At 51.1% G+C, this 22,491-nt stretch carries 24 protein-coding genes; 16 read left to right on the top strand and 8 right to left on the bottom strand.

Annotation, left to right across the window (positions count from 1 at the left end):
* Positions 1-13 precede the first annotated feature (13 nt).
* Both uppS and QFX30_RS01565 read left to right on the top strand, forming a co-directional pair.
* Positions 14-781 carry a polyprenyl diphosphate synthase gene (gene uppS, locus QFX30_RS01570; protein ID WP_300487212.1) on the top strand — a complete coding sequence of 256 codons (768 nt, stop codon included), beginning with the start codon at positions 14-16 and terminating at the stop codon, positions 779-781.
* A 61-nt stretch (positions 782-842) separates the two neighbouring features.
* The gene (locus tag QFX30_RS01565; protein ID WP_367186119.1) at positions 843-1,625 is read left to right on the top strand and encodes a TatD family hydrolase; all 783 of its coding nucleotides are present in this window, start codon (positions 843-845) and stop codon (positions 1,623-1,625) included.
* Positions 1,626-1,637: 12 nt separating this feature from the next.
* Here the strand turns inward: QFX30_RS01565 and QFX30_RS01560 are convergent, their stop codons facing one another.
* Positions 1,638-2,006: a carboxymuconolactone decarboxylase family protein gene (locus QFX30_RS01560; RefSeq protein ID WP_300487209.1), complete on the bottom strand. Its 369-nt coding sequence runs from the start codon at positions 2,004-2,006 to the stop codon at positions 1,638-1,640.
* 156 nt (positions 2,007-2,162) lie between these two features.
* Here QFX30_RS01560 and QFX30_RS01555 point away from each other — a divergent pair, with 156 nt between their 5' ends.
* The 3 genes from QFX30_RS01555 to QFX30_RS01545 all read left to right on the top strand — a co-directional run bounded on the left by QFX30_RS01555 (position 2,163) and on the right by QFX30_RS01545 (position 7,603).
* Positions 2,163-2,813, top strand: a complete 651-nt coding sequence (locus QFX30_RS01555; RefSeq protein ID WP_300487206.1) for a 2,5-diamino-6-(ribosylamino)-4(3H)-pyrimidinone 5'-phosphate reductase — start codon at positions 2,163-2,165, stop codon at positions 2,811-2,813.
* 11 nt (positions 2,814-2,824) lie between these two features.
* A complete protein-coding gene (locus QFX30_RS01550; RefSeq protein ID WP_300487203.1) occupies positions 2,825-3,361 on the top strand; it encodes a DUF483 domain-containing protein in 537 nt (178 codons plus the stop codon).
* Positions 3,362-3,658: 297 nt separating this feature from the next.
* Positions 3,659-7,603 (top strand): cobaltochelatase subunit CobN, encoded by a 3,945-nt coding sequence (locus QFX30_RS01545; protein ID WP_300487200.1) that lies wholly within the window; start codon positions 3,659-3,661, stop codon positions 7,601-7,603.
* Between the two features lie 2 nt (positions 7,604-7,605).
* On the opposite strand, the gene QFX30_RS01540 is transcribed toward QFX30_RS01545, so the two are convergent.
* The 4 genes from QFX30_RS01540 to QFX30_RS01525 are packed head-to-tail and all read right to left on the bottom strand — an operon-like array spanning position 7,606 to position 9,355.
* Positions 7,606-7,728, bottom strand: coding sequence for a hypothetical protein (locus QFX30_RS01540; RefSeq protein WP_300487197.1), 123 nt, complete (start codon positions 7,726-7,728; stop codon positions 7,606-7,608).
* 54 nt (positions 7,729-7,782) lie between these two features.
* Positions 7,783-8,163 carry a DedA family protein gene (locus tag QFX30_RS01535; RefSeq protein ID WP_367186118.1) on the bottom strand — a complete coding sequence of 127 codons (381 nt, stop codon included), beginning with the start codon at positions 8,161-8,163 and terminating at the stop codon, positions 7,783-7,785.
* Positions 8,094-8,381: a hypothetical protein gene (locus tag QFX30_RS01530; RefSeq protein ID WP_300487402.1), complete on the bottom strand. Its 288-nt coding sequence runs from the start codon at positions 8,379-8,381 to the stop codon at positions 8,094-8,096. Before QFX30_RS01530 ends, QFX30_RS01535 begins: the two co-directional genes overlap by 70 nt.
* 50 nt (positions 8,382-8,431) lie before the next feature.
* A complete protein-coding gene (locus QFX30_RS01525; RefSeq protein ID WP_300487194.1) occupies positions 8,432-9,355 on the bottom strand; it encodes a hypothetical protein in 924 nt (307 codons plus the stop codon).
* A gap of 99 nt (positions 9,356-9,454) precedes the next feature.
* Between QFX30_RS01525 and QFX30_RS01520 the strand changes: the two genes are divergently transcribed.
* Positions 9,455-10,063, top strand: a complete 609-nt coding sequence (locus QFX30_RS01520) for a hypothetical protein (RefSeq protein ID WP_300487191.1) — start codon at positions 9,455-9,457, stop codon at positions 10,061-10,063.
* Between the two features lie 88 nt (positions 10,064-10,151).
* On the opposite strand, the gene QFX30_RS01515 is transcribed toward QFX30_RS01520, so the two are convergent.
* From QFX30_RS01515 to QFX30_RS01505, 3 genes are all read right to left on the bottom strand, one after another.
* Positions 10,152-11,564, bottom strand: coding sequence for a replication factor C large subunit (locus tag QFX30_RS01515; RefSeq protein WP_300487188.1), 1,413 nt, complete (start codon positions 11,562-11,564; stop codon positions 10,152-10,154).
* 12 nt (positions 11,565-11,576) lie between these two features.
* Complete coding sequence (locus tag QFX30_RS01510) at positions 11,577-12,530, bottom strand: replication factor C small subunit (RefSeq protein WP_300487185.1); 954 nt, start codon at positions 12,528-12,530, stop codon at positions 11,577-11,579.
* Positions 12,531-12,668: 138 nt separating this feature from the next.
* Positions 12,669-13,517 carry a shikimate dehydrogenase gene (locus tag QFX30_RS01505; protein ID WP_300487387.1) on the bottom strand — a complete coding sequence of 283 codons (849 nt, stop codon included), beginning with the start codon at positions 13,515-13,517 and terminating at the stop codon, positions 12,669-12,671.
* 158 nt (positions 13,518-13,675) lie between these two features.
* Between QFX30_RS01505 and QFX30_RS01500 the strand changes: the two genes are divergently transcribed.
* From QFX30_RS01500 to QFX30_RS01455, 10 genes are all read left to right on the top strand, one after another.
* Positions 13,676-14,338 carry an RNA ligase partner protein gene (locus QFX30_RS01500; RefSeq protein WP_300487182.1) on the top strand — a complete coding sequence of 221 codons (663 nt, stop codon included), beginning with the start codon at positions 13,676-13,678 and terminating at the stop codon, positions 14,336-14,338.
* 49 nt (positions 14,339-14,387) lie between these two features.
* Positions 14,388-15,671, top strand: a complete 1,284-nt coding sequence (gene hisS / locus QFX30_RS01495) for a histidine--tRNA ligase (protein WP_300487178.1) — start codon at positions 14,388-14,390, stop codon at positions 15,669-15,671.
* Between the two features lie 71 nt (positions 15,672-15,742).
* A complete protein-coding gene (hisI, locus tag QFX30_RS01490) occupies positions 15,743-16,162 on the top strand; it encodes a phosphoribosyl-AMP cyclohydrolase (protein ID WP_300487175.1) in 420 nt (139 codons plus the stop codon).
* A complete protein-coding gene (locus tag QFX30_RS01485; protein WP_300487172.1) occupies positions 16,163-17,995 on the top strand; it encodes a PINc/VapC family ATPase in 1,833 nt (610 codons plus the stop codon).
* A gap of 9 nt (positions 17,996-18,004) precedes the next feature.
* Positions 18,005-18,748: a sugar phosphate isomerase/epimerase gene (locus tag QFX30_RS01480; RefSeq protein ID WP_300487170.1), complete on the top strand. Its 744-nt coding sequence runs from the start codon at positions 18,005-18,007 to the stop codon at positions 18,746-18,748.
* Positions 18,749-18,783: 35 nt separating this feature from the next.
* The gene (gene npdG / locus QFX30_RS01475; RefSeq protein WP_300487167.1) at positions 18,784-19,458 is read left to right on the top strand and encodes an NADPH-dependent F420 reductase; all 675 of its coding nucleotides are present in this window, start codon (positions 18,784-18,786) and stop codon (positions 19,456-19,458) included.
* A 63-nt stretch (positions 19,459-19,521) separates the two neighbouring features.
* The gene (gene hxlB, locus QFX30_RS01470) at positions 19,522-20,106 is read left to right on the top strand and encodes a 6-phospho-3-hexuloisomerase (protein ID WP_300487164.1); all 585 of its coding nucleotides are present in this window, start codon (positions 19,522-19,524) and stop codon (positions 20,104-20,106) included.
* Positions 20,107-20,225: 119 nt separating this feature from the next.
* Positions 20,226-20,732 (top strand): tRNA-intron lyase, encoded by a 507-nt coding sequence (gene endA, locus QFX30_RS01465; protein WP_300487161.1) that lies wholly within the window; start codon positions 20,226-20,228, stop codon positions 20,730-20,732.
* Between the two features lie 12 nt (positions 20,733-20,744).
* Positions 20,745-21,839 carry a tryptophan--tRNA ligase gene (locus tag QFX30_RS01460; RefSeq protein ID WP_300487158.1) on the top strand — a complete coding sequence of 365 codons (1,095 nt, stop codon included), beginning with the start codon at positions 20,745-20,747 and terminating at the stop codon, positions 21,837-21,839.
* Positions 21,829-22,473 carry a stage II sporulation protein M gene (locus QFX30_RS01455; protein ID WP_300487155.1) on the top strand — a complete coding sequence of 215 codons (645 nt, stop codon included), beginning with the start codon at positions 21,829-21,831 and terminating at the stop codon, positions 22,471-22,473. The genes QFX30_RS01460 and QFX30_RS01455 overlap by 11 nt, the downstream gene beginning before the upstream one ends.
* Positions 22,474-22,491 lie beyond the last annotated feature (18 nt).

Here is a 22,491-nt window from a genome sequence, read left to right as displayed (position 1 = left end):
AGGTAGATGGGAAATGTCACCTTTAAAACCTCTTTACAAACTTTATGAGTGGTACATATCGCGCAACCTAAAAAGGGAAAGAATGCCAAGGCACGTTGCCATTATAATGGATGGTAACAGAAGATACTCACGACTCCAGGGCAGCCTGGACCCCATAGAGGGTCACAAGAAGGGTATTGAGACACTAGAGAAGGTCCTGGACTGGTGTGTTGACCTTGGAATAGAGATAGTAACCGCCTATGCATTCTCAACCGAAAACTTTAAAAGGCCAGAAAACGAGGTTAAAGGACTAATGAAGCTCTTCAAGGAGAACTTCGAGGCCATAGCAAGCAATAAGAAGATCCATAAAAACCGTGTCAGGGTCAAGGCAGTCGGAAAACTTGAACTGCTCCCTGAAGATGTTAGAAAGGCTATAGAGGTTGCTGAGAGGTCAACTGAGGGATACTCTGATCGACTTGTGAACATCGCAATAGGATATGATGGCAGACAGGAGATAGTGGACGCCGCAAGGAAAATCGCCGAGGACGTCAGGGCCGGCCGCATTGACCCTGAGGACATAGATGAGGACATGATAAACAGGAACCTCTACACCGCTGGACTGGAGGATCCCCACCTCATAATAAGGACCAGTGGTGAGGAGCGCCTCAGCGGATTTCTTCTCTGGCAGTCATCCTATTCAGAACTGTACTTCTGCGACAGCCTATGGCCAGAACTTCGAAAGGTTGACTTTTTAAGGGCTATAAGGTCATACCAGCAGAGGGAGAGGAGATTCGGTGCCTAGATTCGCTTCAAGTGACTTTTAAGGCTATAATGTCCTAAAATGGATATAAAAAGGACATGATATCCAAGCTATCAATGGAGGGATCAATATAATAGATGTTCACTGTCACCTGGACTTCAAGGACTTCAACAGAAACCGTGAAGAAGTTATTGAAAGGGCAAAGGGAAAACTGAGGGCTGTTATAGATTCCGGTGTTGGACTCGGGGGCAACAGGAGAGCCCTTGCACTTTCCTCAGATTATCCAGGATTCATATACCCCACCATGGGTTTCCATCCTGCCGACGCATCAAAGGCCAGACCTGAACTCATAGAGGAGGTCTCGGGGCAGATAGAATCACACATTGACAGGATCGTGGCCATAGGTGAGACAGGGATGGATTTCCACCACACCCACGATGCTGAAGGAAGAAGAAGACAGGAGGAGGCCTTCAGAATCTTCGCCAAACTTGCAGAGGAACATGAGATGCCCCTGGTTGTCCATGCAAGGGACGCCGAGGAGAGGGCCCTTGAGATTGTACTGGAGTACAGCATACCAGAGGTGGTCTTTCACTGCTACGGCGGCAGCCTATCCACTGCAGAGAGGATAATGGACGCTGGCTACCACATATCAATATCCACACTTGTGACCTTCTCAGATCACCACATGAAACTTGTGGAGGACCTCCCGCTGGAGAGTATGCTTACAGAGACAGACAGTCCCTACCTCTCCCCTTTCAGGGGGAAGCGCAACGAGCCAGCATTTGTGGCTGAAGCGGTTAAGAAAATAGCAGAGATCAAGGAAACCGATGTTGAGGATGTTGACAGGGTGACAACATCCAATGCAGAAAGAATTTTTGGCCTCTGAGGCCCTCTGGATTTATTCATCCATCTCCCTGAAAACCTCAGCTGCCGCAGTAACACCATTTATGGCTGCAGGGAACCCTGCATAGACAGCCATCTGGATTAGGACCTCAATTATCTCCTCCCTGCTGCACCCGGCATTGAGGGCACCCTTCACATGACTTTTCAACTGTTTTTCAGCCCCAAGAACCGTAAGGGCAGCCACGGTGACAAGTTCCCTTGTTTTAAGATCCAGCGCATCCCTGGAGTAGATGTCACCGTATGCAAATTCAACCACGAACCTTGAAAGATCAGGTGCAACATCCTCAAGTTCATCACGCAGCTTCCTGTAGGACTCCCTGTGTATCCTCTCAAGTATCTCCATTCCAGCAGTGTATCTGTCCATACTTCAACCTCCCCATCTGGAAACCCCACTCGTTTCCACACTAATTTGATAGTATGGGTGGCGGTGTCGACTGCCCCACCGTCATCCAGACCATCAGTTTCCACACTAATTTAATAGTATGGTGGATATAAACCTATAGACTGGAGGAGAGGGTTCATGAGGCCATACGTTATACTCAACGCAGCAATGACACTGGACGGTAAGATTGCAACAAAGACAGGTAGCTCTGAGATATCCGGTGAGGAGGATCTCAGGAGGGTCCATGAGCTTCGAAGGGAATGTGACGCCATAATGGTGGGAATAAACACGGTACTCGCAGATGACCCTCGACTCACCGTCCACAGGGTCGATGCAGAGGAAGGGGATAACCCTCTCAGGGTGGTTGTTGACAGCAGGGCAAGGACACCCCTGAATTTCAGGGTCCTCAACCATGAGGCCCCCACTGTGATAGGTGTCTCGGAGAGTGCCCCGGCATCAAGGGTTAATGAACTCAGAAAAAGGGCTGAGGTTGTGGTTGCAGGAAAAGACAGGGTGGACCTCTGCCTGCTCCTTGAGAGGCTCCATGAGATGGGTGTCAGGAGGCTGATGCTCGAGGGGGGCTCAACCCTCAACTACTCCATGTTAACGGAGGGCCTTGTTGATGAGGTCCGGGTGTGCATAGCCCCGATGATCGCCGGTGGCAGGGAGGCAAGGACACTGGTTGATGGTGAGGGCATAGACGATATGTCTGAGGCCATAAAACTTGAACTTGAGAGGTTCTACACCCTGGGGGAGGACCTCATAGTTGAGTACACAGTAAAGAGGTAGATGTGGTTTTCATGCTAGAGAGGATCTATGAGAGGATACTGAGGATAAGGGAAGATGGATGCAGGGACTGCCTGAAGGTCGTCTGCCGTATGGATGACTTCCAGTTCAACCAGCTCATGTCGAGGCTCCAGCTGCAGATTGAGATAACCTCACGGTACAATCCGCCTGTGAGGCCTGCCCTGGATCCCATGATATCCACGGAACTTGGTGTGTACAGGGGTGATGATGAGAACATAGGGAGACTCCTTGGCTACCCTGAGTGCTGCATAAAGAGCTTCTCTGAGAACACCAGGTATGCGATTGATGAGGATCACCTTGCAGAGGTGGATGAACTTGAGGTTCCCCCGGGTAAATGCGCCCTTGTGCTACCATCAGGTTTCATACCCTGTAGCCTCAGATGCAGGGAGGCATGGGAGAGGAATCTCATAGCCTTTGCAGACATGGAGGAGTTTAAGAGGATACTTGAACTTGAGGATGAACTCCGCATGAAGCTCCCGCATTTTCATCTGGCATATGATGAGTATTTTGAGAAGATAGTCCTTGATTGAATCTTTTTTTGATTTTAGGTTGGATGGGTATTTTGAGAAGATAGTCCTTGATTGAATCTTTTTTTGATTTTAGGTTGGATGGGTATTTTGAGAAGATAGTCCTTGATTGAATCTTTTTTTGGCTTACCATATGAGAAATCATTTCATTTAAAACATGAATCAGGTATTACTTTTGACCTACTCTTTTTTAAATTGTTCATACTTAGAATATTTTAATTAAGATTTAAATAGAATCCCATCAAATCTCTTTACGATATTGAATCAGCAAATTATTAAAAATTTAAAGGAGGTGAAAAAATGAAGAAGTTTCTGCTGATAGCACTTATTCTGCTCATTGTTTCAGTTCCATCAGTCTCAGCGGCAGACAACGACACCAACACAACAGAGTCAAAGATGCTGAAGGATACAAACATGGTGGTGCTCCTCACAGGCTGCGTGGTGGGAACCGTCGACCCCATAATGAACGACGCATACCACAACGACCTCCTCCCCGCTGGATACAACTTCAGTCTGAAAATATACACCATGGACACCTTCAACCTCAACTCAACGGCATCCAGCCAGTTCAAAAATGACGTGAAGAACGCAGATATATTCTTCCTCTTCACAAGACCCGGTTACCCGGTGACAGGGATGAGCTATGGGACGGAATTCGATGCAGCAGTCGACTTCCAGGCCCTCGCAGCCAGCATGAAACCTGGGGCGCGAATATTCGTCCTGGGCCCTGTAAAACCCAACGTGACAGGTGTTAATGTAACCAACCTTCCAGCCTATGGTCCGGTGGCAGCACCTGCACTCTCACGGGAGAACATAAAGAGGACGCTCCTGGAGGTCCTGAGGCTCAGCGGGGCCGTTAACCTCACTGCAAACGACACAAAACTGGTACCTGGAATGCAGGACTTCCTCTACCATCCACTGGCACCACGTGTTTACACAGACAGAGAATCCTACACAGAATGGTACATGAACACCACCCTCTACAGGCCAGGGGCCCCATGGGTGGGGGTTGCTATACTGAACCGATACTACCTATCGGGTAACATGGACGTCTATGAGACCCTCATACAGAAACTCGAGGCAAAGGGACTCAACGTGATACCCTACTTCTACTGTTCAGACCCCATAGGGGCCTCGAGGCGCTTCTTCATGGTCAACAACAGTTCGGTGATTGACGCCCTTGTTGCCTGTGTACAGTTCGGTTACTGGCCAGACAACCAGACCATAACCTTCTTCACTGACCTCAACGTACCTGTTCAGGGCCCGCTCCCGGTGTTCCTGCAGACCTCACTGGATGATTACATAAACAGCAGCAGACAGCAGGGCCTCAGGGGCCTGGAGTACTACTGGCTCGCCATGTTTGAGATGCAGGGGCGAATAGAACCCATACTTATAGGTGGTAACAGGGTCTCTGACCCTGACCCGCTAACCGGGGTCACACTCAAGGAATACGTGGCCTATGAGCCCGGGATAAACCAGCTGGTTGAGCGAACACTTGCCTGGGTGAATCTCCGGAAGAAGGTGAACAGTGACAAGAGGGTGGCCATCGTCTACTTTGACAGCACCCATGATGAGGGGATGCCGGCAACCAATGGCCTCAACCTCTACGGCAGTCTGAGCAACATACTCCTTGCAATGAGGGCAGCAGGTTACACCACTGGAAACGGAAATCTGACCCCCGAGTACATCTATGAACTCATAAACAGGGCTGGAAGAAACCCCAGGAACATGACACAGTCAGAACTCCGGAAACTGGTTGAGGCTGGATGCATCACGGTGCCGGTTTCAGAGTACCTCAGGTGGTATTCAAAGCTCCCGGTAACCCTCAGGCGCCAGGTTGAGGCAATGTGGGGTCCGGCTCCAGGTAACATCATGGTCTACAACAGCAGCATTGTGATCCCCGGCTTCATGCTCGGCAACATGTTTATGGGTCCGCAGCCGGTCTGGAGGTGGAACGGTACACTCAACAACGGCACACTACCACCGACACACCAGTTCATAGCCTTCTACCTCTGGCTTCAGAATGGATTCAGGGCCGACGCAGTGGTACACGTGGGGCAGCACGGGACACTGGAGCTGCTACCGGGCCATGTGAATGCCATGACAGAGGATGACTGGCCAAACACCCTCATAGGATCCATCCCCAACATACACCTCCTCAAGATGGAGGACCCCCTTGAGGCCGTTATAAACCCTGCCAAGAGGAGGGCATACGCCGTTACCATCTCATACCTCATACCACCGGTCATGAGGACTGAACTCTACGGCGTATACCAGGAACTTGCAGACCTCCTGGGATCCTACAGCACTGCAGAGGCATCAGGGGATAGGGACAGGATGAACGTCCTGGAATCCCTCATAAGGGATGGTGTGAAGAGGGCTGGCCTCGAAGTGAGGCTCAACGTGAGTAACTCAACCCCCTTCAGTGTCCTCAGACTGAGACTTGAGGAGTACCTCCATGAGCTCACAGAGATCCTCATGCCCTACGGGCTCCACACCTTCGGGGAGCTCCCTGACAGTGAAACCCTTGAGAGGTTCCTTGATGCAATCATATCCTTTGACCCTGCAAACAGAACGGCAAGGAGGGATGAGATAAGAAACCTTCTCATCATGAGTGCCAGTAACGAGATGGCCTCACTCCTGAGGGCCCTCAACGGGGAATTCATACAGCCAGCTCCAGCGAGAAGCCCCATAATCAACCTTGCGGCGCTTCCAACAGGCCGGAACATGTACACCTTTGACCCATCATCCATCCCTGACCCCGCAGCGGTGGTGATGGGATCAAGGGCTGCAGAGGAGATGCTTAAACGCCACAGGGAGGCAAACAGTGGAAGGTACCCTGAAACCGTTGCCGTGGATATAGGTGACATTATATCAACCGGTGGACAGAGCATCGCAGCCATATTCTACTTCCTGGGTGTTAAACCGGTCTATGAGAGCGGAGCACTCATCGGGACAGAGATCATCCCACTCAGTGAACTTGGAAGGCCAAGGATCGATGTTGTGATAAGCGACTTCCACAACTTCCGAGGGGCGATCCCAGGGGCAATGGACGTCATAGACAATACAATTAAGAGGATAGCGAACCTCAACGAGTCATCTGAGATGAACTATGTGCGAAAACACTACCTTGCCCTCAGATCAGGCATCTACAGTGAACTGGTGGCCTCAGGGATGAACAGTTCAGCGGCCGATGCAATGGCTGACAGGCTTGCAAGGACCAGGATCTTTGGATTGCCACCTGGTGCAGACCCCCATGGTGCAGGTGTCGACAGGATACTCTGGTCACGGGATGACTGGACAGCCGAAGAGCTTGCAGAGACCTACCTCAGCTACTACTCGTATGCCTATGGAAGGGACCTCAACGGCCTCCAGAGCCCAAAACTCCTGGAGTCACTCCTTCGTACAGTTGACGCCAGCATGGTGATAATGCCCTACAGGGCACCCGGCGAGGGAACCTGCCTCTACAGGGTCTCGGTCACCGTGAACTTCATGGTTAACTACCTCACAGGGAGAAACATAAACAGCTACATTGCAAAAACAGCCTACGGAACACCCATCATAAGGACCCTCCAGGAGTCAGCCTACGATGACCTTGCAGTGACACTCCTCAACCCCGCATGGATCCAGGGCAAACTGCGTGAGGGTCCATCTGGCAGCGCATCAATAGCACTGCAGGTGAGGGACCTCTTCATGAGTGATGCCCTCGTGGACGTGGCATCAGCCGATGTCTGGAGGAGGATTGCCGATACATTCCTCTTTGACAGTTCTGTGAGGTCACAGCTTGATGCATCAGCCCTCCAGATGATAGCACGCTATGTGAGGCAGGCCCATACAAGGGGACTTGTATCCCTCTCAGGGGCCGAAGTTGCAGCAATATCCGAGATGCTGGGTGAGGGGACTTCCACAGAAACGGGTGGGGGTACCTCCACAGACACAGACCAGGGAAACAACCAGGGTTCAGATCATGGAACCACCACAGGATCCCATGGAACCACAGGAAGAGGAGGAAGATCTCCAGGCACCCATGCAGGTGTTCCGGTACAGTCCTCCGCCTCAGAGTCAGGCTCATCATCCCCGGGTGTTGCAGGAGCATCAGAACAGAAACCTGGAAGTGCCTATGAGATCTCAACCCCACAGGCAGAGGAGAAATCAGGCAGCACACAGCTCTACGCTGTTCTTGGCATACTTGGAATCTTCTGCCTTCTCGGAGTTGGCTACTACTTCGGACCCCTCAGAAAATAATTTCATCCCCCTTTATTTTTTTTAACGTGTGACGATAATTGGGTTTTTCTCCTGTTTAACTCTGCTAATGGCTTTTTCATAATTCCAAGATTTTCAATAGTCCTAACACATTTCCATGCATCCATGGCTTCCAGAATTTAGATTTAACATGAATTCTCCATTTACTTACATGAGGTTCCTTAGATTTCATCTTTTCCTGTAAATGGAGGAGGATCAGGGGTATGGCGATGAGTATGGCGTAGTCGAGCGCATGGAACACTGGCCTCAGTGAAGTCCAGCGAGGAGCGAGAAGATAACCAGTATGCAAGGATGAGGCACCATGGCAGGGAACCGGCGAATGTATAGATAACGAATTTCTTCAGATTCATCCTGGCTATACCTGCAGGGAGGGATATGAAGGTTCTGATAACCGGCAGCATCCTCGAGATGAGGACGGCCTCGTGCCCATACCCTTCAAACCATTCATAGGCCATCCTGGGCTTGCCAGCTGTTACCATGATGTATGGGCCATACCTCTCCAGTAAGGGACGCCCTCCCTTAAGACCCGCAATATAGGCCAGAAGAGAACCCAGAAGGTTACCCAGCGCACCCGAATTACAACCCCAGTGAGGATCAGATTCTGCTGCCATGCTATGTATCCGCTGAAGGGCATTATAACCTCACTTGGAACTGGGATAAAGGCACTTTCAAGGGCCATGAGAAAGACTATAACGGGATACCCGGTTTCCTCTATGAATCTGATCACAGAGTCTGTAAGGGTCATGGTTATATCAAGCATGGTGACCTTTCTATCATTGACTATAAATTTTTTCAGGGTACGTGGTTTTTCTATGAAAATCTACGGAATAACTGTGGCCTGAAACCCAGTCCCAGCAGGATTTCCTTGTCCTCATCCTTTAATTTGTGCTCTGAAGTTGGGGGGACAGGTTTTCCGTCCCTTGCAAGTATCACTCCACCCTTCCGCTGGGCCCCCATGAATTTACCTGCATTTCCGTTCACTATGAGGTAACCATCCCTCATGTCTATGCCAGAGAAGTCGTCACAGTCACCATCTATGATAACCGTCCCCCCGCTGAGGAGCGCCCCTGTATTTTTACCGGCGTTACCATTCACCCGGACCTTCCCGCGCCTCATGAGTATCCCGGTTGATAGGTCCACGTCCCCTTTGTGGATCACCTCGGCGTCAACATCAAGCCTGGCGCAGAGGGTGTCCCTGATATGACCATCATCTATGACCATCCTGCCGGGGGTGAATGTAAAATTAACGGGTTTTTCGTCCCTGAGGCCCGATTTAAGGATGTCAGTTACTGATAGGAACTTCTTATATCCCCTCCTATCGGATTTAACCTCAACTACGTTCCCCACAGGGTCCTTAACCTTCCCCTTCACATAAATTGTGCCTGAGACCATGCTGATACCCATACGGGTGTCCACGTCCCCCTCAACGGTCAGGACACCTGTATCCAGGGCGCCACCGGTTCCCCCGAAGTATGCAAGGTCCGCCCCCATGCTTGAGGCGAGTCTGTGGCCGGCATCCCCCCTTATAACTACCTCACCTCCACCCTTGAGGTGTTCAACAACATCCCTGAAGGTGCAGGATGTACCGGGGATCCTGTCATCAGGGTCAAGCTTCTCACCTCTGTGCTGCCAGTGGAAGTTGTAGGTGAAATCTGCGATGCAGTCCACCGGCCCGTCGGGTTCAAGTTCAATAACTTCCCTTTCATCCCTCCTCCTTCCAAAGAGTCCGAACATTAGAGCACCTCCACATTATTTATTACTCCAACCACAGATTTATATACCAATACATTCCTCTGTTCTATCAATCAAGAGGATGGTAACTTGCCCGGTAAAATGGAGATACTCAGAGCACTATCCGAGCTGGGAGTGGATACAAGGTTTGTAAGTGTAACAGAGAATGAGGTCCTCATAAACAACCTGCGGTTCTCAAGGTTCTCAAGGAGGAGGGAGGAGGAGTTCAGTTCAAGGTACCCTGAGATCAGGGTTGTAAGGTCAGGGGTCTTCCAGAAGATATGCTCAAGGGCATCCAGGGTCCTTGCATCAACCCTGCGACCCAGGGTGGGTGTGAGGATCCAGGCCGAAGGTGAGATGGCCCATGCCCTCCATGTGATCCTCGAGCCCTACACAAGAAAGTACGGCATAAAAATCGGTGAAGGGGAGGTCACCGCACTTCCAGCCACGCTGGACCATTCCATTGCAGCGGCACTTGAGGACATGGTGAGGGGTGAGCGTATAAGGTACCATCACAGGTCAACAGCCACGGTCATATACCCCCTCTCAACTGTACCTGCAGGGTGGATTGAGTCGTGGCTCGGCACTGAAATCACCATCACCAACAACCCAACCGTGGCGGAGTTCATGGAGTTCTTCAATGATAATGTACCCCAGTTCAGGGATAAGATGCGGAAGTCCCTTGAGTTCATAGGGGAAATGGTTGATTAGTTATATCTTGCAGTTGCGGTAATGTCTGAGAAAAGAGGTTCATTGGGGGGATTTACAGGGAAAAATAAGGGGTAAATTAATTCAATGATCACCCTGAGAACTGGAAGAGTGAAGTCTGCTTCTCACGAGGCTTATCATCACCTGAATCGGATCTTGAGGATTTATCATCATTGGATTCACTGATTTTACCTTTAGATGACTTACTGTACTTATCTGTGTTCTGGGAATTCTTCTTCTGGGTGTAAAGTGGGCCGGTTTTATCAGACTTTTCACGTGTCTTCTTCGCTTTGGGAGCCTTTATCTTTCTTTTCCTGAACAGTTTAACCTCTTCGTCTGTGAGTTCAAGGAATTCCTTCATCTCATAGGCCATTTCATCGTTCTCGAATATTATCTCCAGGTAGGGGAACATTGAAATTGCAACCTTGGGTGATATGTGCATCCTCTCAGCCATCTTACCTGCAACACTGTCACGGAGGCTCCTACGCTTGCGTGTTCTCCCGAGTAGCCTGAAGGAGGATGAACCTGTGTACCTGACGAATTTCCTGTAGGTCTTCTCCTTGGCGAGGGCGACACCGGGACCCATGAGATCAGAGGCGTAGCGCCAGTAGGTGTAGTTCCTGCTCCTCACAGCACGGCCAAAAAATATATCCGCATGTGATAGCATTTCATAGGCCCTGCTGATCTCATGGGGCTTTTCATATTCCCTTGGAACATTCTCTGCAATGAATTCAAGTACAAGTGTCGGGTCATCATCCACCCTCATGGCCTCCCTGATCTTTGAGAAGTCGCGGCTCTTCAGAACAGCCCTCACGGCGTCGAAGAGATTGGAGGTGGAGTCCTTCTCACCCATGCTGAGGAGTTCCTCACCAACCCGCTCCTCACCACCGGCCACCGCCTCAAGGTCATTGATGGCAGAACGCAGATCCCCATGGGACCTCTTTGCAAGTTCCTTGAGGACATCGTTGGGGCATTCGATACCCTCTGCCCGGCATATCCGTTTCAGGGCCGCGGCTATGGATGATGTGTGGACCTTCCTGATGTTTATGACCTTACACTTTGGTTTGATGCTCTGAAGTCTCTTGCTGTAGGGGTCATTGGCGGTTAACACAATCGGATTTTTGCTCTCCCTGAGTATCCTGTTTATGGCCTGGACACCCCCCCGGTCCTCGGTGCCGTGTATACCATCCACCTCGTCGAGGATGATCAGTTTGAGGTCATGGTTGAAGAGGGAGCGAGTGGCTGACGCCTCACCGGCAGTCCTCATTATGGCATCCTGTGAGCGCTTATCACTGGCATTGAGTTCAAGGGTGTCTGAGAACTCCCTACCTATTATGTGTGCTATGGTTGTCTTCCCGGTACCTGGGGGGCCCACCAGGAGGAGGGGGGGCTGGGGCTCGCCTGCCTTCCACCCCCTGATCCACTCCTTTATCTCTGCTATGGCCTTCTGGTTCCCGGCCACCTCATCAAAGGTCCTGGGCCGGTACTTCTCTGTCCATGACATTGATCCACCCTCTCAATGTTCCAGGAACCTTGCGAGGAGGGCTTCAAGCTGTATCCTGGGGTTGGCGCCCTCCCTTATCCTGAAGTCGTACTCTCCAACAGCCTCTATGAGTTTTATGTACCTCTCCCCCTCGATGGATCCCTCCATGGCGAGCCTTGAGAGTTCCTGGTAGATCTGGGTGACCATGTCCTCACCGCTTATACCCTGGAGGACCATGATCTCCCTGAGCATGTCCCTGGCCTCCATGAACTTCCCATCCAGGATGGTCATTATCATCTTCCTCACATCCTTTGGCCTGGCCCTTGAGACCACCTCGTAGATGCTGGATTCTGTTATCCTCTCACCCAGTGAGGCCGCTGACTGGAGAATGTTTATGGCCTTCCTGAGGTCACCCTCTGCAAAGTAGACCACCGTGTCAAGGGCCTGTGGCTCGTATTCCAGGCCCTCCTGCTCTGCGATGTACTCCAGGCGGCTTATTATGTGGCGGCCCTTGAGGGGGAGGAACCTGAAGATGGCGCACCTTGACTGTATCGGGTCTATGATCTTTGAGGAGTAGTTACAGGAGAGTATGAATGAGGATGTCTTGGTGTACATCTCCATCTCCCTCCTGAGGGCATGCTGGGCGTCCTTTGTCATGTTGTCAACCTCGTCAAGGAATATTATCCTGAAGGGCGCCCCCACAGGTTTCAGACGGCAGAAATTCTTTATGCTGGTCCTCACGGTATCTATGCCCCTGGCGTCTGAGGCGTTTAGCTCCAGGAAGTTCTGCCTCCAGTAATCCCCGAGGATCTCCCTTGCAAGGGCAAGGGCCGTTGTTGTTTTACCAACACCAGCAGGCCCCGTGAACATGAGGTTCGGCATGCTCTTCTCTTCAACGTAGCGTTTGAGGCGTGGTATTATGTGTTCCTGGCCAACTATATCATCAAGTTTCTGTGGTCTGTACTTCTCTACCCAAGGTCCATTCATAAGATCACCGGTAAGGTTAAGAATCATATTTTCAGTGGGGTCAAGATGGGGTTAACATTTCTGGATAATGTGGTATATTCATCTTTCTGAGGAGGTTAATGGTTACATACCTCTGTGCCTGAAACATCTGGGAGAGATTTAAACTCCCTTGAGGGCATCAAGAAGGGCCTGTTCCATTACATCCAGGGGAGGATCCCTCCCTGTCCATATCCTGAAGGCCTCAGCACCCTGATAGAGGAGCATCCTGAGACCTGAAACCGGAACAGCGCCTGCTGCCCTGGCCTCCCTCAGGAGGCATGTCTCCGGAGGATTGTAGACAAGGTCATATACAACGAGGCCCTCATGCATGATTTCAGCTCTTACAAGGGGCTCATCATCCATGTGGGGGTACATCCCGACGGGTGTTGTGTCTATGAGGATATCGGCCCCATCCAAAGAGCTTGGTATTAGTTCATAGCCACCATGTTTTACCTTAATATCGAGGGCCCCCTTGATATCCTCTGCAAGGGCCCTGGCCCTTTCAGGGGTCCTGTTGAGTATGGTTACATCTGCCCCTTCCAGCACGAGCTGGAATGCGCAGGCCCTCGCAGCCCCACCGGCCCCGAGTATGATGACAGAGGACCCATCAACTGATGTGACCTCCTTAAGGGCCCTAAGGCAGCCAGATGCGTCTGTATTGTATCCCCTTATGGTTTCATCCTCAAACTTCAGGGTGTTCACGGCCCCGATGAGGGAGGCTGTCTCATCAACCTTGTGGATGAGTTCAAGCACAGACTCCTTGTGGGGTATTGTGACGTTCACACCCCTCACGTTGAGGGCTCCGAGGCCCCGAACAGCTTCTTCAAGCCCTGAGGGTTTCACAGGGAAGGGCACATAGGCCCAGTCCATCCCAAGGGCTTTGAACGCCGCGTTGTGCATCTGTGGTGAGAGGCTGTGGGTTAGGGGGTAACCTATTATTCCCGTGAGCTGTGTATTGCCGGTTATCAGTTTATCACAACCACCATCCAGTTAATGGCCTGTTTCAGGCTTCATTTCAGAATTATTCCCATCTCTCAGTTTAACAACTTTTCCTCTGCAATATTTATTTATCATCAGCGATAAATATTGTCTCCATCAGTTACCCATATTGAAGGGGAGGGCGTGACATGCTTGCCAAGCAGAGATTTGTCCTTGATACAACGGCCTTTACAGATAACCAGCTCCGGGAGATGCTGGGTGACGGTGACCTCAACAGGTCAGTGGATACCATGCTCGACATCATCGCAAGGAGCAGGATAAAGCTCAACATAAGCTGTCACATGCCCCCCATCACCTACAAGGAATTCACCGACTACATGACAAGGTATGAATGCCCCGAGGAGACCCTGGTGAAGGCCGAGACATGGATAGTCAAGAAGACACCCAACCGCTATGACACCCAGATACCCTCCCAGATATTCTATGAATACGTCCATGATATAAGGGAGAGGATGAACAAGGGGCTCCGGATTTCAGAGACCCTCCTCTGGGAGGCCGGGATACAGTCCATAATCATGGCATCCCGTGGCGTTAATAAGATTGAAATCGAGGGTGAGGTGCTTGGGAAGGCCATAAAGGATCTCAGGAAGAAGTACCGTTCAGCCCTCAGGAAGGGAACCCTTGACAGTGCCCCGGACCTCGACGTCCTCCTTCTTGCCAAGGAGCTCGGCGCCGGTGTTGTGGCTGCTGATGACGGTATAAGGGTGTGGGCAGAGCGCCTGGGACTGAGGTTCCTGCATGCCACATCCTTCCCCAAGATGCTCAAGGAATACCTTAAATATTATGAATGATGAATCTCCTATCATCCCCTTTATCATTTTTACTGGAGGAATTACTGCCATGGATATATCAAGACCGCGAGGAACCAGAGATTTTCTTTTCGCTGAGATGAGAAACAGGAAAGAGGTTGAAAACGTACTCAGAAGGACATTTGAGACCTACGGCTACCATGAGATCAAAACACCCATATTTGAGGATCTTAAACTCTTCACAGTGAAATCCGGTGAGGAGGTGGTGAACCAGATCTACCACTTCACAGATAAGGGTGGCCGGGAACTTGCACTGAGGCCGGAACTCACAGCACCGGTCGCCAGGCTCTACATGAATGAGATGCAGCGTGAACCCAAACCGATAAAGATGTACTACTTTGGGAGCTGCTTCAGATATGAGAGGCCCCAGGCGGGCCGCTTCAGGCAGTTCTGGCAGTTCGGCTGTGAACTCATAGGTGGAAGGTCACCCCTGGCAGAGGCAGAGGTCATAACCCTTGCAGCCGAGACCCTCAGGAGGCTTGGACTCGAGGGTTTCGAGGTCCACGTCGGGCACCTTGGAATCCTCAGGGGCATCCTTGGCAGGGAGAAAATAGAGGATGAACTCCAGGACAGGATAATGGGTATAATAGATAAGGGTGACGTTGATGAACTGGAATCCTGCCTTGACGGGGTCGAGATATCCCCCGAGAGCAGGGATCTCCTCATGAACCTCATAGGCACACAGGGGGGTCCCGAGGTACTTGATGATGTGAGGGGGCTCCTTGAGGGTTACCCGGAGTCCCTCAGTGCCCTTGAGGAGTTCGCTGAACTTGTGGAAACCCTTGAGTACTTCGGTCTTGGGGAGTACCATGTGAACCTTGGAATCGCAAGGGGACTTGACTACTACACCGGCGCAGTATTTGAGATTTATGTACCCAGACTCGGCGCCCAGCGACAGATCTGCGGGGGCGGCACATACAACCTTGTTGAAACCTTTGGGGGCGAAAGGGTTGAATCAACGGGCTTCGCATTTGGCTTCGACCGCCTCATGAACGCCCTTGAAATGGATGAGGGGGACATGAGGATGGTTGACGTCTTCGTGATACCCATACATGAATCAACACTCCCGGAGGCGATCAGGATCACACAGGAGATCAGAGGTGAGGGTATAGCGGCTGACATGGATCTGGCAGGGAGAAAACTCCGAAAGGCACTTTCATATGCTGATAACATTGGGGCAAGGTTCGTGGTTCTCACAGGTGAAAGGGACCTCCAGGAGGGTAAGGTCACATTGAGGGACATGGAGGACGCTTCACAGGAGGCTGTGGATAGGACTGAGGTTGTGGATAGGTTGAAGGAGATCTGCTCTGAATAGGTTTGAATGTCAGTAGTTTGTGTATGTTGAAGAAGATAAAAGAATAAATGAGTACAGATTAGTTGTGCTGTTTGGAAGAGAAGAATAAATCAGGAGATGTTAACATTTTAAATTTCAGACATAATATCAATGGGGAGGACCTCATAATTGCAGTGGCACAGGATCACAGGACAGGTGAGGTCCTCATGGTGGCCTACATGAACCGTGAGGCCCTGGAGAGGACACTGGAGACAGGGCTGGCCCACTACTGGAGCACATCACGTGGGAAGCTCTGGCTCAAAGGTGAGAGTTCGGGACACCTGCAGCGTGTTAAGGACGTCCTTGTGGACTGTGACGCCGACGCGGTTGTGTTGAAGGTGGAACAGGAGGGAGGTGCCTGCCATACAGGTTACCGGTCCTGTTTCTACCGCAGCATTGATGGGGATGAACTCAGGGTCAGGGAGGACGCCGTAAGGATCTTTGATCCTGATGAAATATATGGAGATGGTTAGATGAAGATCGTTCCAGATACAAGTGTTATAGTTGATGGGCGCATCACCGGCATAGTGCAGGAGGAGGAGTTCAGGGGCAGCGAGGTGATAGTGCCCGAGGCAGTTGTATCTGAACTTGAATACCAGGCCAACCGGGGAAGGGAAACCGGGTTCAATGGCCTTGAGGAGCTCAAGAACCTCCAGAAGCTCCACAAGGAGAACATAATATCAATGATCTTTGTAGGGCGCCGACCCACAGTGGATGAGATTTCACTCTCAAGGGGCGGTGAGATAGACGCCATGATAAGGGCAACTGCAAGGGAGTACGATGCGCTCCTCATAACCAGCGACAGGGTGCAGGCAGAGGTCGGGAAGGCCCAGGGGCTTGACGTGTTCTACATTAAACCCGAGGTCCTGGAATATGAGGAACTCGAGATAAGCAAGTACTTTGATGATTACACCATGTCGGTGCACCTCAAGGAAAACGTTGTACCCATGGCCAAGAAGGGGCGGCCAGGGGAAATAAGGCTGGTTGAAATAGACAATAAACCACTCAAACATGCAGATATAAGCAGGATGGCCCGTGAAATAGTTGAAAGGGCCAAGAGCGACTTCAAAAGCTTCATCGAGATAGAGATGGAGGGCGCCACTGTTGTCCAGTTCAGGGAGTACAGGATATCAATAGCGAGGCCGCCCTTCTCAGAGGCCTTCGAGATAACCGCCGTGAGACCGGTTGCCAGGGTCTCACTGGAGGACTACAGGCTCTCAGAGAAGCTGATTGATAGGCTGAGGGACACTGCCAAGGGCGTTCTCATAGCAGGGGCGCCTGGGGCAGGTAAGAGTACCTTTGCCCAGGCTGTGGCAGAGTTCTACAGCAAGGAGATGAGGGCGGTTGTGAAGACCATGGAGTCCCCCAGGGACCTCCAGGTGGGTGACGAGATAACCCAGTACGCACCCATCGAACGGGATATGCAGAAGACCGCCGACATACTTCTCCTTGTAAGGCCCGACTATACCATCTATGATGAGCTAAGGAAGACCCGCGACTTCAGGATCTTCGCTGACATGAGGCTTGCAGGTGTGGGTATGGTTGGGGTTGTCCATGCCACAAGGCCCATAGATGCCATACAGAGGATCCTGGGCAGGGTGGAGCTTGGGGTGATACCCTCAGTGGTTGACACAACCATATTCATTGAGGACGGAGAGGTGAAGGCTGTCTACGACGTATCCCTCACCGTTAAGGTTCCGACGGGTATGCAGGAGGCAGACCTTGCAAGGCCGGTCATAGAGATAAGGGACCTTGAGTCAGGGGAGCTCATGCATGAGATCTACACCTACGGTGAGCAGACGATAGTCATGGATGTCTCAAAGACATCCCCAGGGGGACGGAAACCGCCTGTCCACAGGATAGCCGAGAGGGAAATCGAGAGGGAGTTCCGCAGGAGGCTACCCGGTGCAAGGGTCCGGGTTGAACTTGAATCCGATGAAAGGGCAAAGGTCTGGATAGAGGAGAAGTACATCCCCCAGGTAATAGGCAAGAAGGGAAAGACCATCGAGGAGATCGAGAAGAACATCGGTATAAGTATCGGTGTTGAGCCACTTGAGGAGAAGGAACTTGAGGAGACCGTTGAGGTTCCGGTGGAACTCGCAGGAAACTACGTGGTCCTCAACTTTGGCAGGGATGCTGTGGGCGTGTCATTCGACATACTGGTCGAGGATGAGTACCTCTTCACAGCTACAGTGGGTAAGAAGGGCACCATAAAGCTCAGAAGGGACATAGAACTTGCAGATATAATCATGGAGGCAGTGAAGCACAACATACCTGTAAGGGCAAGGGTGCGGCCCGAAGCCTAGGTGATCTGGATGAGGATAGGTGTATCAACACTTGCACTCTCCCCACTTCCACTGGAGGAGATGCTCACCTGGATTGAGGATGCAGGGGCAGATTGCTGTGAGATAATCTACGAGTACCCCCTGGATGACGTGGAGATGGCTGACTCCTTCAGCCTTGATTTCACGGTGCATGCACCCATCTCGGACATAAACATAGCATCCCTCAACAGGGGGATCAGGGAGGCGTCCATAGCTGAGGTTAAATCCGCGGTTGACCTTGCAGTTGAACTGGACTCCGAGGTGGTTGTCGTGCACCCTGGCAGTGTCCCCTTCCTTGGAAGACCCCACAGGGACCTCATAGTTCAGCGGAACCTTGAATCTCTTTCAGTGATATCTGAATATGCGGAGGACAGGGGTGCCGGTATCTACCCTGAGAACATGCCCCGCCTTGAGGGTCCCCTTCTAAGGGAACTTGAGGATCTCTGGCGGGTTGCAGAGGAACTTGAAATCCAGGTGACACTGGACGCTGCCCACGCAGCAACCATGGGTTACAGTGAAGGGGAGATGGTGTCCCCGAGGGTGGGACATGTCCACCTCTCCGACAACAACGGCGAAATTGACAGCCACGATGCCCTCGGCGATGGCTCACTGGATTTCAGGGCCATTATTGATGGTTTAAGGGGCATCGGTTACATGGGTATTCTCACGGTTGAGGTTAAAACACCAGGTGAGGTTGAGAGGAGTATTGAATTCCTTAGGAAGATTATTGATTAGTAAAAATATCTGAGAAAGGTAACCATGGTGATATTATGAAGATCGCAGTTCTTGGCGGAACAGGTGACCAGGGCCTTGGACTTGCCCTGAGACTTGCATTAGCAGGAGAAGAAATAATCATAGGTTCAAGGGACGCTGAAAAAGCTGCCAATGCAGCTCAAAAGGTCCTTGAAATCGCCGGAAGAGATGACCTCAAGGTTAAGGGTGCCACAAATGCTGAGGCCGCTGAGGAGGCTGAGGTGGCAATCCTGACAGTTCCACTGCAGGCGCAGATGGCCACACTGGGTTCAGTTAAGGAGGCACTTAGAGGTAAGGTGCTCATAGATGCCACTGTACCCATTGACAGCTGCCTTGGGGGTTCAGCGGTGCGTTACATTGACCTCTGGGATGGTTCAGCTGCTGAGAGGGCTGCAAGGTTCCTTGAAGATCAGGGCACAAGGGTCGTGGCTGCATTCAACAATATCAGTGCAGCGGCTCTACTTGACATAACAGGACCTGTGGACTGTGACTGCCTCATTGCATCTGACCACAGAGATGCCCTCGATATTGCATCTGAACTCGCAGAGAAGATAGATGGTGTGAGGGCCATTGACTGCGGTGGCCTTGAAAATGCAAGGGTCATTGAGAAGATAACACCGCTTCTTATAAACCTCAACATCAAAAACAGGATTAGGAATGCGGGTATAAGGATTACGAACCTGCCGGAATAAAAGAGGGTTAAGCGGCTAAGGATTACGAACCTGCAGATGATATAAAATATAAAGTTGATTGAAATGGAGATACTCAAAAACACTGTCCATAAGATAACTGAACATGCCATAAACGCCATTGAAAAGGTTGACGAGTCTGAACTTGAGGAGATGATAAACAGGATAATGGATGCCAGGGCCGTTTTCATCGTGGGAACAGGGAGGTCAGAGCTTGTTGGAAAGGCCTTTGCAATGAGGCTCATGCACCTCGGCTTCACGGTTTACGTTGTTGGGGACGTTACAACACCCGCAATAAGTGATGAGGACTGTCTCATTGCCATTTCGGGGTCAGGTGAAACAAAGACAGTCACACTGGCAGCCACCACATCAAAGTCTGTTGGGGCAACGGTCATCGCGGTAACCGCAACTCCCCAGTCAACGCTGACAGAGCACAGCGACGTTGTAATATGCATACCAAGCAAGACAAAGGAGGCCTGGAAGTACTACACCTCCGGTGTTTTAAGGGGCGACTATGATGACCTCACACCAATGGGCACACTATTTGAGGACAGCACCCACCTCTTCCTGGATGGGCTCATAGCAGAGTTCATGGCCATCCTTGGGAAGAAGGAGAGGGACCTTAAGGAGAGGCATGCTATTATTGAATAGGTTTCTTCTCTTCGGAGGGACCTTAAGGAGAGGCATGCCATTGTCCTGATATATTTCCAGTCATCTTAATCACGGAAATCTGTGTATACAATTATTCCATAAATTAGAGGGGTTTATAGATGGAGGGACAGCTGGGAGACGAGGTTGTAACCATAAAACCGGACTCGGATGCAAGGAGGCTGCACGGCAAGAGCCACTACGGTAAACTCTATGAGGACAGGCTGCAGATTTCACTGATTGAGGCAGCACACCTCATGGAGAGGGGTAAACTCACACTTAAGAGGGACGACGATGAGGTCTCAATGGAGGAATTCATATCACTCCTGGCTGAGAAGGGCCTCTACAGCAAGTACCTGGTCTACAGGGACCTGAGGAACAGGGGTTACATCGTCAAGACAGGCTTCAAGTACGGTGCAGAGTTCAGAGTGTATGAGAGGGGAGGTGCCCCGGGCAGGACGCACTCAGCATACCTTGTGAGGGTTATATCAGAGAATGACACCATCCATGCCCTGGACTTTTCAAGCTACGTCAGGGTGGCCCATGGGGTGAACAAGAAGCTCCTCCTGGCCTTCCTGGACGATGAGGAAGATGTAACCTACTACCTTGTTGACTGGATAAGACCATAGCAGGTGATATGATTGATAGACCCGTGGGGATCAGCAAACCTTGAATACATGGATCTTATTGAAAAATTCGGTGTAAGGCCATTCAGTGAAGTCCTCGATGATGTACCTGAACCCAGCTGGCTTATGAGGAGGGGCATAGTATTCGGTCACAGGGACTACGACAGGATACTTGAGGCCATAAGGAGTGGCAGCGACTTTGCAGTGGTAACAGGGATGATGCCAAGCGGTAGAATGCACATAGGCCACAAGATGATCGTGGACCAGCTCAGGTGGTACGATAAACTGGGCGCCGAGATATTCATACCCATCGCCGACATGGAGGCCTACTCTGCAAGGGGCATCGACTTTGAGACCTCAAGGAGGATAGCCATCGAGGAATACATTGCAGGCTACATTGCACTGGGACTTGACCTCACAAAGGACAACATACACGTCTACCTCCAGTCAGAGAACCTCATGGTGGAGGACCTTGCCTATGTACTCTCAGGGAAGGTTAACTTCAATGAACTGAGGGCCATATATGGCTTCACAGGATCAACAACCATGGCCCACATGTACGCCCCAATAATACAGGTAGCGGATATACTCCACCCCCAGCTTGAGGAACTGGGTGGGCCCAAGCCCACCGTTGTCCCTGTCGGCCCGGACCAGGACCCCCACATAAGGCTCACAAGGGACATAGCCGGGAGGTTCAGGGAGAAGTACGGCTTCATCCTGCCATCATCAACCTATCACAGGTTCATGGAGGGCCTTACCGGGGGTAAAATGTCAAGCAGCAGACCAAAATCCGCCATATTCCTCAGTGACACGCCAGAGGAGGCTGAGGAGAAGATAAGGAATGCCAGGACAGGTGGAAGGGAGACCCTGAAGGAGCAGAGGGAACTTGGAGGTGTACCCGAGGACTGCATAATCTATGAGACCCTCCTCTACCACATGTCTGACTCTGACCCTGAACTTGAGGAGATCTATGAATCCTGCAGAAACGGTACACTTATGTGTGGTGAGTGCAAAAATAATACTGCAGAGTTTATCAGGAAGTTCTTTGAGGAACTTTCCAGGAAAAGAAAGAAGGCCCTTTCCACTGCGGGGAGGGTGCTTGAGGGTTAAAATGAAGAAGGAAAAGTATGAGGGGACACTGGCTTATCTCATGAGGAGCAATGAGACCTTCCTTCTGGCCTCAACCTTCCTGTTCCTCATATCCCTTTTTGCAGGATATGCTTTCTCAGGGGCCATCGAGCCGCTACTGAAGCCAATGATGGACGAATTCAGAAGGAGCATAGCGGAGGGTGAACTGAAACTATCAACGGTTTCGATATTCCTTCACAACCTCCAGGCCGCCCTGCTCATCTATGGGGGAGGCCTGCTTCTGGGAGTTTTCACGGTACTGTTCCTTATAATAAACGGCCTTTTTATAGGGTTCTTTGCCTCACAGGCCCCACTGGGGGACTTCATAATCCTGACGGCCCCCCATGGAATATTTGAGATCCCCGGACTCATAATTGCCGGGGCAGCTGGGTTGAGGCTTGCAAGTTTCACCTACCACTTCTTCAGTGATCTGTTCACCGAGACATGGTACGGGTCCTTCATGGAAAGACTGGCTCATTTCTTTGAGAGGAACCAGGATGAGCTTCAGGAGTCCCTCATGCTCCTTGGTATAGGGGTTCTGTTCCTTGTGGTGGCTGCATTCGTTGAGGCGAACCTGACACTGGGAATCTACAGCTACATAAAGGCATCAATATAGGTGGTGTTCAGGGAATGG

It is taken from the genome of Methanothermobacter sp. (genome assembly GCF_030055435.1).
In the GTDB taxonomy this organism is placed as follows: domain Archaea; phylum Methanobacteriota; class Methanobacteria; order Methanobacteriales; family Methanothermobacteraceae; genus Methanothermobacter.
The sequence above is the reverse complement of the archived record's forward strand: the minus strand, read 5'-3'. Positions and strand labels throughout refer to the sequence as shown.

Excerpts from the sequence above, each read along its gene's own strand:
- uppS (WP_300487212.1), top strand. The coding sequence starts at position 14 with ATGTCACCTTTAAAACCTCTTTACAAACTTTATGAGTGGTACATATCG.
- QFX30_RS01560 (WP_300487209.1), bottom strand. The coding sequence starts at position 2,006 with ATGGACAGATACACTGCTGGAATGGAGATACTTGAGAGGATACACAGG.
- QFX30_RS01555 (WP_300487206.1), top strand. The coding sequence starts at position 2,163 with ATGAGGCCATACGTTATACTCAACGCAGCAATGACACTGGACGGTAAG.
- QFX30_RS01550 (WP_300487203.1), top strand. The coding sequence starts at position 2,825 with ATGCTAGAGAGGATCTATGAGAGGATACTGAGGATAAGGGAAGATGGA.
- QFX30_RS01545 (WP_300487200.1), top strand. The coding sequence starts at position 3,659 with ATGAAGAAGTTTCTGCTGATAGCACTTATTCTGCTCATTGTTTCAGTT.
- QFX30_RS01540 (WP_300487197.1), bottom strand. The coding sequence starts at position 7,728 with ATGGATGCATGGAAATGTGTTAGGACTATTGAAAATCTTGGAATTATG.
- QFX30_RS01530 (WP_300487402.1), bottom strand. The coding sequence starts at position 8,381 with ATGCTTGATATAACCATGACCCTTACAGACTCTGTGATCAGATTCATA.
- QFX30_RS01525 (WP_300487194.1), bottom strand. The coding sequence starts at position 9,355 with ATGTTCGGACTCTTTGGAAGGAGGAGGGATGAAAGGGAAGTTATTGAA.
- QFX30_RS01520 (WP_300487191.1), top strand. The coding sequence starts at position 9,455 with ATGGAGATACTCAGAGCACTATCCGAGCTGGGAGTGGATACAAGGTTT.
- QFX30_RS01515 (WP_300487188.1), bottom strand. The coding sequence starts at position 11,564 with ATGTCATGGACAGAGAAGTACCGGCCCAGGACCTTTGATGAGGTGGCC.
- QFX30_RS01510 (WP_300487185.1), bottom strand. The coding sequence starts at position 12,530 with ATGAATGGACCTTGGGTAGAGAAGTACAGACCACAGAAACTTGATGAT.
- QFX30_RS01500 (WP_300487182.1), top strand. The coding sequence starts at position 13,676 with ATGCTTGCCAAGCAGAGATTTGTCCTTGATACAACGGCCTTTACAGAT.
- hisS (WP_300487178.1), top strand. The coding sequence starts at position 14,388 with ATGGATATATCAAGACCGCGAGGAACCAGAGATTTTCTTTTCGCTGAG.
- QFX30_RS01485 (WP_300487172.1), top strand. The coding sequence starts at position 16,163 with ATGAAGATCGTTCCAGATACAAGTGTTATAGTTGATGGGCGCATCACC.
- QFX30_RS01480 (WP_300487170.1), top strand. The coding sequence starts at position 18,005 with ATGAGGATAGGTGTATCAACACTTGCACTCTCCCCACTTCCACTGGAG.
- npdG (WP_300487167.1), top strand. The coding sequence starts at position 18,784 with ATGAAGATCGCAGTTCTTGGCGGAACAGGTGACCAGGGCCTTGGACTT.
- hxlB (WP_300487164.1), top strand. The coding sequence starts at position 19,522 with ATGGAGATACTCAAAAACACTGTCCATAAGATAACTGAACATGCCATA.
- endA (WP_300487161.1), top strand. The coding sequence starts at position 20,226 with ATGGAGGGACAGCTGGGAGACGAGGTTGTAACCATAAAACCGGACTCG.